This window comes from Patulibacter defluvii (assembly GCF_034096925.1).
In the GTDB taxonomy this organism is placed as follows: domain Bacteria; phylum Actinomycetota; class Thermoleophilia; order Solirubrobacterales; family Solirubrobacteraceae; genus Patulibacter; species Patulibacter defluvii.
The window spans coordinates 170,483-183,162 of sequence record NZ_JAWZSQ010000008.1 but is presented as its reverse complement, the minus strand read 5'-3'; the positions used below and the strand labels follow the sequence as shown (position 1 = coordinate 183,162).

The window sequence follows — 12,680 nt, the reverse complement described above, 5'->3', positions numbered from 1 at the left end:
GCGGCCGACGGCGGCCGGCCGATGCCGCTCAGGGGGTCGCGGCGCCGCTGGTCGCCGGGGTCGGGGTCGTGGTCGCGGTCGCCCCGCCGCCGGTGCCCGCACCCGAGCCTGCGCCGCCGCCGGCCGCCACCCCGCCCGAGCCCGCGACGCCACCGGCCACGCCACCGCCGCCCACGACGCCACCGGCCACGCCGCCACCGCCGGTGCCGCCTCCGCCGCCCGCGGCCGCGTCGGTGCCGCCGGTGGTCGGGGTCTCGCCGGAACCGCCCGCGCCGGCCCCGACGCTGCCGTCGTCCGTGCCCGCGCCCGGGCGGCCGCTCCCCGACTCCGCGCTGCCGCCGGGCGTCGTCGGGCCGCTGCCGTCGACCGGCGTGCCGCCCAGCGGCTCGTCGGCCGTCGGGACGTGGACCTGGACGCCGACGCCCGCGTTGCCGCGCGCGGTCGGATCGTCGCCCTCGCCCCCGGGCGTCGCGCCCTCGGGCAGCGGCAGATCGACGCTGGTGCCGCCGTCGGTCGGCGTGCCCGGCGTGCTCGGCAGCGGCAGCCGGACCTCGACCGCCGCCCCGTCGGCCGTCGACGGCGCGCTCGGCCCGTCGCCCTGGCTCGGCTTGCCCGGCGCGCGGACCGCGATCGGGGCCCGCACCTCGACGACGTTGCTGACGCCGTCGCCGGCGCCCGAGTCGTCGGTGGTGACGGCGTCGCTGCCCTTGGGCTGCGCGGCCAGCTGCAGCCGCACCCGCACCCGCGGCGGCGCGACGCCGACCGGCGCGTCGTCGACGAGGTCGACCCGCGCCAGCAGCGCCAGCGGCCCGTCGACCTGGCGCGCGTGGCGCTTCAGCTCGGCGACCGCGTCGGCGTCCAGCTTCAACCGCAGGTCGAGCTGCGGCGGCACCGCCGTGCTCAGCCGCGGAACGGTGGCGGTCGGGGTCGGGGTCGGGGCGATCGCCTCGGGCGAGGCGGCCAGCCGCAGCCGGACCTCGCTGCCCGGCTCGAGGGTGGTCGCACCGTCCGCGCCCGCCAGCGTCACGCCGAGCACCCGCAGCCGCACGCGCGAGGTCGCCGGCTCCTCCGGGGTGCCCGGGGTCGGCGTCGACGGGCTCGGCGAGGAGGGCGTCCCGGTCGAGGGATCGACGCCGCCGGCGCCGCCGCCCGCGAAGCCGGAGCCGGAATCGCGCCCGCCGCGACCACCGTCGCCTTCGCCCCCGCGGCCGCCGGGTCGACCGCCACCGGAGCCGCTGCCGCTGCCCGGCCCCGCGCTGCCGCCCAGCCCCAGGCCGAGGCCGAGCCCGCCGCTCGCGCGCCCGCCGGCCGCCGGCCCGTCGACGACGCCGCCGGAGCCGCCGGCGCTGGCGCGCGGGCCGTTGCGATCCGTGCCGGAGCCGGCCGCGACGGCGCGGGCCACCGGCAGCGCGCGCGACTCGGCGTCGCCGACCAGGTCGCGGACGCCAGGGCCCGACGCGGGGCCGAAGGCCACGCCCACGGTCAACGTGCCCACCGCGAGGGTGGCGCCCACCGCGGCCGCCACCGCGAAGTCCTTGCGGGCACGTCGATCCATCCTCCACGGGGTCGACCACGCGCGCGTGGGACTGGACGACCGTCCACCGCCTCTGGACGAACGTTCTAAGCCCGGCAGTGGACAGCGTGCGCAGCTGGCCGAACGATCGAGACGGCCGTGCCGACGGCGACCGATCACCGCCGGCGACGACCGTCCGCTACGGTTTCGACCTCCGTGGTGGTGCGCGGAAGCCGGTGCAAGTCCGGCACGGTCGCGCCACTGTGACGGCCCGCTCCGCGGCCGAAGTCAGGAACGACACCGCCACGGCCGCCGAACGAGGGACGCGACATCCCGATGGAGCACCGATTCCCGACCGCCGCCGGCCGCGCGGCCTCCCTCCCACCCCGCTCGCGGAGCGGGACGTGACCGTCCACCTGGTCGGCGCCGGCCCCGGCGACCCCGACCTGCTGACCGTCCGCGCCGCCGAGCTGCTGCGGCGCGCCGAGGTGGTCGTCAGCGACCGCCCCTCGACCGACCCGGTCGTCGCCTTGGCGCCGCCCGCGGCCGAGCGGATCCTCGTCGGCAAGGCCCCCGGCCAGCCGGCGCTGCCGCAGGAGCAGGTCGGCCAGCTGCTGGTCGAGCTGGGGCGCAGCGGCCGCGAGGTGGTGCGGCTGAAGAGCGGCGACCCGTTCGTGGCCGCCCGCGGCGGCGAGGAGGCGCTGGCCCTGCAGCGGGCCGGGGTGCCGTTCACGATCGTGCCCGGGATCAGCGCCGGCCTCGCCGCCCCCGCCTTCGCCGGGATCCCGGTCCACGTCCGCCAGCGCTCGCGGGTGGTCACGATCCTGGCCGGCAACAGCGATCCCGAGTACCCGGGCGAGGTCGACTGGGCCGCGCTCGCCGCGCTCGGCGGGACGATCGTCGTGCTGACCGGCCGCTCGCGGATGCGGCGGATCGCCGGCTGGCTGATCGACGGCGGCCTGCCCGCCAGCACGCCGGTGGCGGCGATCAGCGCCGCCGGCCGTGCCGGCCACCAGCGGACCGTCCGCGGCACGCTCGCCGCGCTGCCGCCGCGGCTCGACCCGCCGGTCACCTTCGTGATCGGCGACGTCGCCGAGATCGACCTCGCCTGGTTCGCCGACGGCCGCGCCGAGACGGTCGCCGAGACCGGCGCCGAGGCCCCGATCGCGCCCGCCGACGGGAGGCCCCGTGCACATCCCTGAGGGCTTCCTGACCGGCCAGGTGACCGGCGTCGGGACCGCGGTCGCCGTCGCCGGCCTGGCCTTCTGCGTCCGCAAGGCCGACGTCACCGGCGAGGACGGCCGGCTGCCGCTGGCCGGGCTGGCCGGCGCCTTCTTCCTGGTCGGCGACTCGCCGTTCGTGCCGATCGGCGTCGGCACCCAGGGCCACCTGCTCGGCGGCACGCTCGCCGTCGCGCTGCTCGGACCGTGGCTGGGGGCGCTGACGATCAGCGTCGTCACGATCGTCCAGGCGCTGGTCCAGGGCGACGGCGGGATCACCACCCTCGGCCTGAACATCGTCAACGGCGCGCTGGTGCCGGCCTTCGTCGGCTGGCCGATCCTGCGCGCGATCCAGCGGGCGGTGGCGTCGGTCCGCGGCCGCGGATCGCCGGGCGGGCTGGCGCTCGCCTGCGGGGCCGCGGCGTTCGTCAACGTGGTGCTGGCCAGCGTCCTCTTCGTGGCCGAGTACGCGCTCGGGCACAAGACCCCGATCGACCTCGGCGCGCTGGCGGGGACGACGATCGGCACCTACGCGGTGGTGGCCGTGATCGAGGCGGTGATCACCGCCGGGGTCGTCGCCGCGCTGCTGGCGCGGCGGCCTGACCTGGTGCTGATCGCCCCGCCCGAGCTGCGGCGACCGCAGCGCCGTCCGCGGCCGACCCCGCGCGCGGCGGCGAGCGTGCCGCCGCCCGCCGGCAGCGAGCCGGAGCGCGCGCGCCCGGCGGCACCGCCCCCGCCGCCCGGCTGCGAGCCGCAGCGCTCGACCGCCGACGTCCCCGCCCTCACCTCCCGACCGGAAGAAGGATCCGCGTGAGCGACACGCCCCCCGCCGACGACGGCGCCACCGCCGCCGACCCCTCGCGGCCGCCCGGGCAGGAGGCCGCCGCCCGCCACGCCGGCGCCGACCTGCCGCACCGTCCCGAGGACCGCGGCAGCGAGGAGCAGGTCCGCCGCAAGCGCCGCGACGTGCCGCTGGTGGCGGTCATCACCGGTCCCGGCAAGGGCAAGTCGACGGCCAGCTTCGGGATGCTCCAGCGCTCGTGGGCGCGCGGCTACCGCTGCGGCGTCTTCCAGTTCGTCAAGGGCGGCAAGTGGAAGGTCGGCGAGCGCAAGGCCGCCGAGGTCCTCTCCGCCTCGGGCGAGGGCGGCACGATCGACTGGGAGACGATGGGCAAGGGCTGGACCTGGATCCAGCGCGACATGTCCGAGTCGGAGGAGATCGCCAAGGAGGGCTGGGCGGAGGTCAAGCGGCGGATCGCCGCGGCCCGCTACGAGTTCCTGCTGCTGGAGGAGATCACCTACCCGATCAACTGGGGCTGGATCGACGTCGACGAGGTGGTCGCCACGATCCGCGACCGGCCCGGCTTCCAGCACGTGATCGTCACCGGCCGCAACGCCGACCCGAAGCTGATCGAGCTGGCCGACCTGGTCAGCGAGGTCCAGAACGTGAAGCACCCGATCGCGCAGGGGATCCGCGCGCAGCAGGGCATCGAGTGGTGAGCGGGCGGGCATGAGCCAGCGGGTGCTGGTGATCCCGGACGGCCTGGCGGAGACGCCCCCAGGCGACGACGGGGCGACCGCGGGACCGACGACGCTCGAGCGGACCGCGACGCCGGCGCTCGACGCGATCGCCCGCCGCGGGGCGGTGCGGCCGGTGGCGGTCACGCCCGAGGGCCTGCACCCCGGCAGCGAGACCGGGATCCCGACCCTGCTCGGCTGGACCCCGGAGCGCGACGCCCACGGCCGTCCGCGGCCGCTCTCGCGCGGGCGGATCGACGCCGCCGCCCACGGCCTCCGCGAGCCGGACGGGGCGGTCGTCCACCGGGTCGACGTCCGCCACGCCGACGGCCGGCCCTGGCCCGAGCTGGGCGACGCGGCGGCGACGCTGCTGCGGGGGGCCGGCGGCGAGGAGGCGCTGCACGTCCAGCGGCTGAGCGGCCACCGGATCGTCGTCTTCGCCCACACCGAGCCGCTGCTCGGCGGGCCGGCGCTGCTGCGCGACCTGGTGCGGGTCGGGGCGGCGGCCGGCGTCGCCGGGGTCGAGGACCCGGACGACCCGCCGCGGCTGCAGCTGTGGGCCGACGGCGCGCTGCCGCCGCCGCTGCTCGACGAGCGGGAGACGACGGTCGTCTGCGCCGCCCGCAGCACCGCCGCCGGGATCGCGCGGCTGCTGGGCGCGGCGACCGTCCACCCGAGCGGCGCCACCGGCGACGCGGCCAGCGACCTGCCGGCCAAGGCCCGCGCCGCGGTCGCGCTGCTGCGGGCCGGGACGCCGATGGTGGTGGTCCACGTCGGCGGGCCCGACGAGGCGTCGCACGCCCGCGACCGGCGGGCGAAGGCGCGGGTGCTGCAGCAGCTCGACCGCGACCTGCTGGCCCCGCTGGCCGGGGTCGCCCTCGACCTCGGCGCGACGCTGGCCGTCTGCCCCGACCACGGCACCGACCCGGACAGCGGCCGCCACACCGCGGCGCCGGTCCCGGCGGTCGTCTGGGGGCCCGCGATCGGCCGCCGCGGCCCCGAACGGGTGACCGAGCGCGGCGTCGCCGGGCTGGCCGCGGTCGGGTCGCCGTGGGCGCCGTGAGCGAGCGGGTCGGTCCGGGAAGACCGGACGAGTCTGTACGGGATTTCCGTACGGAGTTGTCCGGGAATCCCGTACGGACTACGATGGGCCGGTGACCAACCCGTTCCGGTTCGTGGGGCCGGTCGCGCCGGACGCCCTGATCGACCGGCGCGAGGAGCTCGACCAGCTCGCGCGGGCCGTCGCCTCCGGCGTCAGCGTCCGCCTGGCCGGGCCGCGGCGGTTCGGCAAGACGAGCGTGATCGACGCCCACCTGGCGCGGATGGCCGCCACCGGCCACCGGGTCGCCCGGGTCGACCTCTCGCGGGTCAGCACCGTGACCGACGTCTGCGTGCGGCTGGTCCGGGCCTACCAGCCGTTCGGCGGACCGGCCCGCGGCGCGCTGGCCCGGATCGCCCGCCGGCTGGGCGTCACGATCGGCGCCGCCGGGATCGCCGTCACCCTCAGCCCGGCCCGCACCGAGCCGCCCGGCGAGGAGCAGGCGCGGTTCCTGCTGGCCGAGATCCTCGACCTGCCGGCGACGCTCGCCGACGGCGGGCGGACCGTCGTCGCGCTCGACGAGTTCCAGGACGTGATGACCGCCGACCGCGACCTCGACGGCCTGCTGCGATCGGTGATCCAGCACCACGGCGACCAGGTCAGCTACCTCTTCGCCGGGTCCGCGCCGACGATGATGCGGGCCCTGTTCGAGGACCGCGAGCGCCCGTTCTACGGCCAGGCGCGGCCGATCGCGATCGGCCGGCTGCCAGCCGACGAGACCGCCCGCGACGTCGAGGCCACCCTCCGCCGCCACGGGCTCGACGGCGGCGAGGCGGTCGCCGACGTGGTCGCCCTCGGCGCCGGCCATCCGCAGCGGACGATGCTGCTGGCCCACCACCTCTTCGAGCTGCTCGACGGCGGCGCGACGGCCGACGAGTCGCTGGCCGCCCGCGCCCTCGACCTGGCCCTCCACGACACGGCCGACGCCCACGCCACCGTCTGGGACCAGCTCGACCAGCCGGAGCGGGCGGTGCTGGTCGCCCTCGCCGACGGCCTGCCGCCGACCGGGCACGCCGTCGCCGACCGCTCGCGGCTGCCGCGCTCGACCCTCGCCGACGCCCTCCGCCGGCTGACGCGCGACGGCCGCCAGGTCGAGGCCGGCGATTCCACGATCATCGACCCGCTGCTGGAGATCTGGCTCCGGCGCCGCAACGAGGTGTCCCCATGACCGCACGGCTGGTGATCGCCGGCACCACCTCCGGCGCCGGCAAGACGACGATCGCCAGCGGGCTGATGGCGGCCTTCCGCGCCCGCGGGCTGACCGTCCAGGGGGCGAAGGTCGGGCCCGACTTCATCGACCCCGGGTACCACGCGCTCGCCACCGGCCGGCCGGCCCGCAACCTCGACGCGTTCCTCTCCGGTCCCGACCTGATCGCGCCGCTGCTGGCCCACGCGGTCGGCCACGGGGCGCCGGCCGAGCTGGCGATCGTCGAGGGCGTGATGGGGCTCTTCGACGGCGCCTCGGGCCGCGGCGAGCTGGCCTCGACCGCCCACGTCGCCAAGCTCACCCGCAGCCCGGTGGTGCTGGTGGTCGACGCCGCCGCGATGGCCCGCTCGGTCGCCGCGCTGGTGCTCGGCTACCGCAACTACGACCTGGCGGTGAACGTCGCCGGGGTGATCCTCAACCGGGTCGGCTCGGAGGCCCACGCCGACCTGCTGCGCGAGGCGCTGGAGCCGATCGGCGTGCCGGTGCTCGGGGCGCTGGTGCGGGACGAGCGGCTGGTCGCGCCCTCCCGCCACCTGGGCCTGGTGCCGGTCGCCGAGCGCGACGCCCGCGCCCGCGAGACGCTGGCGGTGCTGGCCGACCGGATCGCCGAGCAGCTCGACCTCGACGCGCTGCTGCGGCTGGCCCGCGAGGCGCCGCCGCTGGGGGTCGCGCCGTGGGATCCGGTCGCCGCGGTCGCCGCCGCCGCCCGCGGCACCGACGGCCTGGCCGCGGTCCCCGACCCGCCGGCCCGCCGGCCGCGGATCGCCGTCGCCGCCGGGGCCGCGTTCAGCTTCCGCTACAGCGAGAACCTGGAGCTGCTGGAGGCCGCCGGCGCCGAGCTGGTGCCGCTCGACCCGCTCCACGACCCGGCGCTGCCGGAGGGCTGCGACGGGCTCTACCTGGGCGGCGGCTTCCCCGAGGAGCACGGCGCCGCGCTGGCCGAGAACGCGCCGCTGCGGGCCGCGGTCGCCGCCCACGCCGCGGCCGGGCGGCCCGTGGTCGCCGAGTGCGGCGGCCTGCTCTACCTGGGCCGCGAGCTGGACGGCCACGCGATGTGCGGGGTGCTCGACGGCGTCGGCCGGCTCGGCACCCGCCTGACCCTCGGCTACCGCGAGGCGACCGCCGGCGCCGACTCGCCGCTCTGGCGCGCCGGCGAGGCGGTCCGCGGCCACGAGTTCCACTACTCGACCAGCACCCCCGAGGCCTCGGACCCGCCGGCCTGGACGCTGCGGGCCCGCGGCCGCGAGCGCGACGAGGGCGTCGCCCGCCCGGGCCTCCACGCCAGCTACCTGCACACCCACTGGGCGGCGACTCCGCAGGCGGCGGTGCGGCTGGTGCGGGCGGCAGGCGGCTAGCGGTCGCTCAGACCTGGCCGAGCGCGACGGCGATCGTGCCCTCGAGGTGGCGCTCGAGCCGCTCGGCAGTGGCGGCGCGGTCGCCCGCGCGGAGGGCCGCGACGATCGCCTCGTGCTCGTCGACCAGCCGTCCCGGGTCGCGCCGGCGGCTGGTGACGAAGCTCGCGGTCAGCCGCTGCTGGCGGTCGCGGAGCTGGTCGTAGACCTGGAGCAGGACCCGGTTGCCGGCCGCCGCGACCCACGCCCGGTGGAGCCGGCGGTCGGCGTCGACGTAGGCCCCGACCTCGCCCGCGGCCAGGTGACGGCGCTGCTCGGCGACCAGCTCGTCGAGCTCGGCCAGCAGCGGCGCCAGCCGTGCCTCGCGCTCGGCCGGCGGCGCCGCCAGCAGCCGGTCGAGCCCGTGCTGCTCGATCAGCCGCCGGGCCTCGAACAGCTCGCGGGCGTCGCGGTCGGAGATCGGCACCACCAGCGCCCCGCGCTTCGGGTACAGCTCCAGCAGGCCCTCGGCCTGGAGCTGGAGGAACGCCTCGCGGACCGGCGTGCGGCTGATCCCCAGCTCGCTCGCGACCGCGCCCTCGCTCAGCAGCTCGTGGTCGCGGAGGCTGCCGTCGAGCCAGCGGGCCTTGACCAGCTCGTAGGCGCGGCGGGAGGCGGGGGGCTCGGGCGACACGCCGTCCATGCTATAGATCCAACATAGATGCAAGCCGTGTTCGACGACCGGTGCCTGCGCCGGGGGTGGACGATCTGGGGGCTCGCCGCGAGCGCCTACTTCGTCGCGATCTTCCACCGGATGGCGCTCGGCGTGGCCGGGCTCGAGGCGGCCGACCGGCTCGACGTCGGGGCCTCGGCGCTGGCCTACCTGGCCGCGCTGCAGCTGCTCGTCTACCTGGCGATGCAGGTCCCGGCCGGGCTCGCCGCCGACCGCTTCGGCCCGCGCCGGACGCTCGCCGTCGGGCTGCTGCTGATGGCCGCCGGCGAGGCGCTGTTCGCCGTCGCCGACGGGCTCCCGGCCGGGCTCGCGGGGCGGGCGCTGGTCGGGGTCGGCGACGCGCTGACCTTCCTCAACGTGCTGCGGATCGCCCACGCCTGGTTCCCCGGCCGGATGCAGGGCCTGCTGGCCGCCCTGACCGGCTTCGTCGGCGCGCTCGGGCAGCTGCTGGCGACCGCCCCGCTGCACCTGGGGCTGGAGCACCTGGGCTGGACCGCGACCTTCCTGCTCGGCGGCGCCGCGACCGCGCTGCTGGTGCTGGTGCCGCTGATGCTGCTCCGCGACCGCCCGCCCGGCGTGCCCGCCCCCGAGCGCCACGACCACCTGCCGATCGTCCGCACGCTGGTCGAGGCGGCACGGCGCCCGGCCACCCGCCACGGCTGGTTCCTGCACGTCGGGGCGATGGCGCCGTTCGCGATCGTCGGCGCGGTCTGGGGCGTCCCCTACATGGTCGAGAGCCAGGGGATGACCCGCGGCACCGCCTCGACCTTCCTGCTGGCGATGGTGCTCGGCTTCGCCGCCGCCGGCCCGACGCTGGGCCTGCTGGCCGGCCACCACGAGGGCCGCCAGCGGTGGCTGTCGGTGGCGCTGCCCGCGCTGCCGACCGTCGCCTGGACGGTGCTGCTGGCCTGGCCCGGCGGGACCGTCCCCCGCGGGGTGCTGCTGGCCGCGCTGGCGCTGACCGGGATCGCCGGCGGCGGCGCGATGATGGCGTTCGAGATCGCCCGTCGCGACGCCCCGCCGGTGGCGGCCGGCGCGACCGGCGCGCTGGTCAACTGCGGCGGCTTCCTGGCGGCGCCGCTGGGGGCGCTGGCGATCGGGCCGCTGATCGGCGCGGCCGGATCGCCGGTCGCGGTCCAGCACGCGATGGTCCCGGTGCTGGTGGTGGCCGCGATCGGGACGCTCGGCTGCGCCCGGATGGCCTGGCGGCGGCGACCGGCGGCGGCCGGCGCGCGAACGCCGATCGCCGCCGACTGACCCGCCGGGAAGGATCGGCGGCCGGTCGGCGTCCTACCCCTGCGACGGCCGCTCCCGGCCCGCCACCGACCCAAGGAGTCCCCCGTGTCCCGCACCCGCAACACCGTCGCCCTCGGCGCCGCGCTCGCGCTGCTGGCCCTGCCGGCCACCGCCGGCGCCGCCACCCCGACCGTCACCGGCACCGTCGGCCCCGGGTTCACGATCACGCTCAAGCGCGGCAGCACGACCGTGCGGACGCTGAAGGCCGGGGCGACCTACCGCTTCGTGCTCCGCGACCGCTCGTCGATGCACAACTTCCACCTCTCCGGCCCGGGCGTCAACCGCCGCACCAGCGTCGGCGGCACCGGCACCATCAGCTTCCGGCTGAAGATCCGCAAGGGCACGTACCGCTACGTCTGCGATCCGCACGCCTCGATGATGCGCGGCAGCTTCCGGGGGGTCTGAGCCTGGGCCGGCCGGTCTCCCGGTCGCGCCCCGCCGCCCCTCGCGGGTGCGGCGGATCGGCGCGACCGGGAGACCGGCCGGCCCCGCCCCTCAGCCTGGATCCACCGATTCTCGGGTCGCCTCGCCGCGGATGACCGGCGACGGTGGCCACGCCACAGGATCTGATGGTCACCGACCGTCATCACCTGTGGCCTGACCACCGTCTTGGTCCTCCACGCCGAGGCTCAACCGACCACCGGTGGATCCAGGCTCAGTCGGCGCCGACGGCCGAGGAGGCCCCGACCCGGCGGCCGCCGAGCCGCGGCAGCAGCACCAGCAGCGTCAGCAGGACGCCGATCGCGGCGACCCCGGTGACCAGCAGCGTGGCCGGGTGGAGGGCGTCGAGGACGCCGCCGCCGGTCGTGCCCTCGCCGCCGCCGCGGGAGCTGACGACCGCGGTCACCAGCGCCAGCACGACGGCGCCGCCGATCTGCATGCTGGTGTTGACCAGCCCCGACGCCAGGCCCTGCTCGTGGTCCTCGATCCCGCTCGTCGCCTGGACGTTGAAGGAGGGGAAGCAGAGCGCGAAGCCGACGCCGACCAGCAGCATCGTCGGCAGCATCAGCGAGAGGAACGACGGGTTGCTGCCGGCGCGCAGGAAGAGCGCGTAGCCGACGACGAACGCCGTCATGCCGATCAGGATCACCCTCGGGGTGCCGATCCGGTCGATCAGCGCCCCCGCCCGCGGCGCGCCGAAGGCCACCAGCAGGCCGCCGGGCAGGAACCCGAGCGCGGTCTCCAGTGGCGACCAGCCCATCGCGTCCTGCAGGTAGAGCGTGCCGATGAACTGGAACCCGACGTAGCCGCCGAAGACGGTGAAGGCGGTCACGTTGGCGTGGGTGATGTGCTTCGAGCGCAGCACGCCGAGCCGCACCAGCGGGTGCGCCGTCCGCTGCTCGATCGCCACGAAGGCGGCCAGCAGCGCGACGGCGAGCGCGAAGCCGCCCACCGTCAGCGGATCGCCCCAGCCGCGCATCGGCGCCTCGACCACCGTGTAGACGAGCACCAGCATCGAGCCGGTGACCGTCGCCGCGCCGGCCAGGTCGTAGTGGCCGTGGGCGTCCTCGGCGGGACGGTCCTTGGCGATGAAGCGGGCCGCGGCCAGCGCCACCAGCACGGCCAGCGGGCCGGGGACGAGGAAGGTGAAGCGCCAGCCGACCTCGGTCAGGAGGCCGCCGAAGACCAGGCCGAGCGAGAAGCCGCTGGCGCCGGTGGCGGTGTAGATCGAGAGCGCGCGGTTGCGGGCCGGGCCCTCGGCGAAGGTGGTGGTGATGATCGAGAGGCCGGCCGGGGCGGTGAAGGCGGCCGCGATGCCCTTGATGAAGCGGGTCGCGATCAGCAGCGTGCCGTCGTCGACGACCGCCCCGAGCAGCGAGGCGCCGGCGAAGATCCAGAGCGCGGCCAGGAAGACCTTGCGCCGGCCGAGCAGGTCGGCGGCGCGGCCGCCCAGCAGCAGCAGGCCGCCGTAGCCGAGCACGTAGCCGGAGACGACCCACTGGAGGGTGCCGGCCGAGAGGTGCAGGTCGCCGCCGATCGACGGCAGCGCCATCCCGACCATCGAGACGTCGAGGCCGTCGAGGAAGAGCGCGCCGCAGAGGACGAAGAGCGCGCCCCAGGTGCGGGCGCTCCAGCGGTCGGAGGTGATCAGGCCGTCGGCCTGGTCGGAGGAGGAAGAGGAGCGGGTGGTGCCGCCGGCCGCGGCGGCACCACCCCCTGGCGTGGGGACGGGACTGTGGGACATGACGGCGAAGTATATGCAGACGCATAAGCTTGGTGCGCATATTTTGTTAACGCATTTACTGCGGCGGAATCTGGTATCATCGCGGCGCGATGACCGACGATCCGACCGTCGACGCCTGGCGGCGGCTGCTGGCGCAGCACGCGGCCACCACCTGCGCGCTCGACCGCGAGCTCGGCGATCGCCACGGCCTCTCGGTCAGCGAGTTCGAGGTCCTGGAGCGGCTGGTCGAGGCGCCGGAGAAGCTGCGGATCCAGGAGCTGGCCTCGGCGATCCACCTCAGCCAGAGCGCGACCACCCGCGTCGTCGCCCGGCTGGAGAACGACGGCCTGCTCTGCCGCACGATGTGCGCCGCCGACCGCCGCGGCGTCTACGCCTGCATCAGCGACGCCGGCCGCGCCCGCTACGACGAGGCGCGCCCGACCCAGCGGCGGGTCCTCGACGAGCACCTGGCCCCCACGCCGACCACGGCCTGACGCCGCCGCTCGAACGAACGTCCAGCGCTCGCGGTCGCGCCTGACCCTGGCGCCGGCCCGCGTTGTCTCCGGTGGGACGACCGTCCCGACGCACGTCCGACCGAG

At 77.1% G+C, this 12,680-nt stretch carries 12 protein-coding genes and 1 riboswitch; of the genes, 9 read left to right on the top strand and 3 right to left on the bottom strand.

Annotated features, from left to right (window positions below; all coding sequences use genetic code 11):
* Positions 1-28: 28 nt before the first annotated feature.
* On the bottom strand, positions 29-1,555 hold the full coding sequence (locus tag SH587_RS10995; RefSeq protein ID WP_320670656.1) for a hypothetical protein: 1,527 nt from the start codon (positions 1,553-1,555) through the stop codon (positions 29-31).
* Positions 1,556-1,727: 172 nt separating this feature from the next.
* Positions 1,728-1,822: riboswitch (adenosylcobalamin (AdoCbl) riboswitch) on the top strand.
* Between the two features lie 95 nt (positions 1,823-1,917).
* On the opposite strand from SH587_RS10995, the gene cobA reads away from it, so the two are divergent.
* The 6 genes from cobA (at position 1,918) to SH587_RS10965 (ending at position 7,912) form a co-directional block, all read left to right on the top strand.
* Positions 1,918-2,715: a uroporphyrinogen-III C-methyltransferase gene (gene cobA / locus SH587_RS10990; protein ID WP_320670655.1), complete on the top strand. Its 798-nt coding sequence runs from the start codon at positions 1,918-1,920 to the stop codon at positions 2,713-2,715.
* Entirely contained in the window at positions 2,702-3,547 is an 846-nt protein-coding gene (locus SH587_RS10985; RefSeq protein ID WP_320670654.1) for an energy-coupling factor ABC transporter permease, read from the top strand. The genes cobA and SH587_RS10985 overlap by 14 nt, the downstream gene beginning before the upstream one ends.
* Positions 3,548-3,639: 92 nt before the next feature.
* Entirely contained in the window at positions 3,640-4,233 is a 594-nt protein-coding gene (gene cobO, locus SH587_RS10980) for a cob(I)yrinic acid a,c-diamide adenosyltransferase (RefSeq protein WP_375341755.1), read from the top strand.
* Positions 4,234-4,243: 10 nt separating this feature from the next.
* A complete protein-coding gene (locus SH587_RS10975) occupies positions 4,244-5,314 on the top strand; it encodes an alkaline phosphatase family protein (RefSeq protein ID WP_320670652.1) in 1,071 nt (356 codons plus the stop codon).
* A gap of 91 nt (positions 5,315-5,405) precedes the next feature.
* Positions 5,406-6,518: an AAA family ATPase gene (locus SH587_RS10970; protein ID WP_320670651.1), complete on the top strand. Its 1,113-nt coding sequence runs from the start codon at positions 5,406-5,408 to the stop codon at positions 6,516-6,518.
* A complete protein-coding gene (locus SH587_RS10965) occupies positions 6,515-7,912 on the top strand; it encodes a cobyrinic acid a,c-diamide synthase CobB (RefSeq protein WP_320670650.1) in 1,398 nt (465 codons plus the stop codon). The genes SH587_RS10970 and SH587_RS10965 overlap by 4 nt, the downstream gene beginning before the upstream one ends.
* A 7-nt stretch (positions 7,913-7,919) precedes the next feature.
* On the opposite strand, the gene SH587_RS10960 is transcribed toward SH587_RS10965, so the two are convergent.
* Positions 7,920-8,582 carry a GntR family transcriptional regulator gene (locus SH587_RS10960; RefSeq protein WP_320670649.1) on the bottom strand — a complete coding sequence of 221 codons (663 nt, stop codon included), beginning with the start codon at positions 8,580-8,582 and terminating at the stop codon, positions 7,920-7,922.
* Between the two features lie 36 nt (positions 8,583-8,618).
* Between SH587_RS10960 and SH587_RS10955 the strand changes: the two genes are divergently transcribed.
* Both SH587_RS10955 and SH587_RS10950 read left to right on the top strand, forming a co-directional pair.
* Entirely contained in the window at positions 8,619-9,878 is a 1,260-nt protein-coding gene (locus SH587_RS10955; protein ID WP_320670648.1) for an MFS transporter, read from the top strand.
* 84 nt (positions 9,879-9,962) lie between these two features.
* Positions 9,963-10,322: a cupredoxin domain-containing protein gene (locus tag SH587_RS10950; protein ID WP_320670647.1), complete on the top strand. Its 360-nt coding sequence runs from the start codon at positions 9,963-9,965 to the stop codon at positions 10,320-10,322.
* Between the two features lie 250 nt (positions 10,323-10,572).
* Here SH587_RS10950 and SH587_RS10945 read toward each other — a convergent pair whose 3' ends face one another.
* Positions 10,573-12,102 carry an MFS transporter gene (locus tag SH587_RS10945; protein WP_320670646.1) on the bottom strand — a complete coding sequence of 510 codons (1,530 nt, stop codon included), beginning with the start codon at positions 12,100-12,102 and terminating at the stop codon, positions 10,573-10,575.
* Between the two features lie 89 nt (positions 12,103-12,191).
* On the opposite strand from SH587_RS10945, the gene SH587_RS10940 reads away from it, so the two are divergent.
* Positions 12,192-12,575: a MarR family winged helix-turn-helix transcriptional regulator gene (locus tag SH587_RS10940; RefSeq protein ID WP_320670645.1), complete on the top strand. Its 384-nt coding sequence runs from the start codon at positions 12,192-12,194 to the stop codon at positions 12,573-12,575.
* Positions 12,576-12,680 lie beyond the last annotated feature (105 nt).

What these genes read in the sequence shown, in the direction of transcription:
- SH587_RS10995 (WP_320670656.1), bottom strand. Translation starts at nt 1,555, where the DNA reads ATGGATCGACGTGCCCGCAAGGACTTCGCGGTGGCGGCCGCGGTGGGC.
- SH587_RS10975 (WP_320670652.1), top strand. Translation starts at nt 4,244, where the DNA reads ATGAGCCAGCGGGTGCTGGTGATCCCGGACGGCCTGGCGGAGACGCCC.
- SH587_RS10965 (WP_320670650.1), top strand. Translation starts at nt 6,515, where the DNA reads ATGACCGCACGGCTGGTGATCGCCGGCACCACCTCCGGCGCCGGCAAG.
- SH587_RS10945 (WP_320670646.1), bottom strand. Translation starts at nt 12,102, where the DNA reads ATGTCCCACAGTCCCGTCCCCACGCCAGGGGGTGGTGCCGCCGCGGCC.
- SH587_RS10940 (WP_320670645.1), top strand. Translation starts at nt 12,192, where the DNA reads ATGACCGACGATCCGACCGTCGACGCCTGGCGGCGGCTGCTGGCGCAG.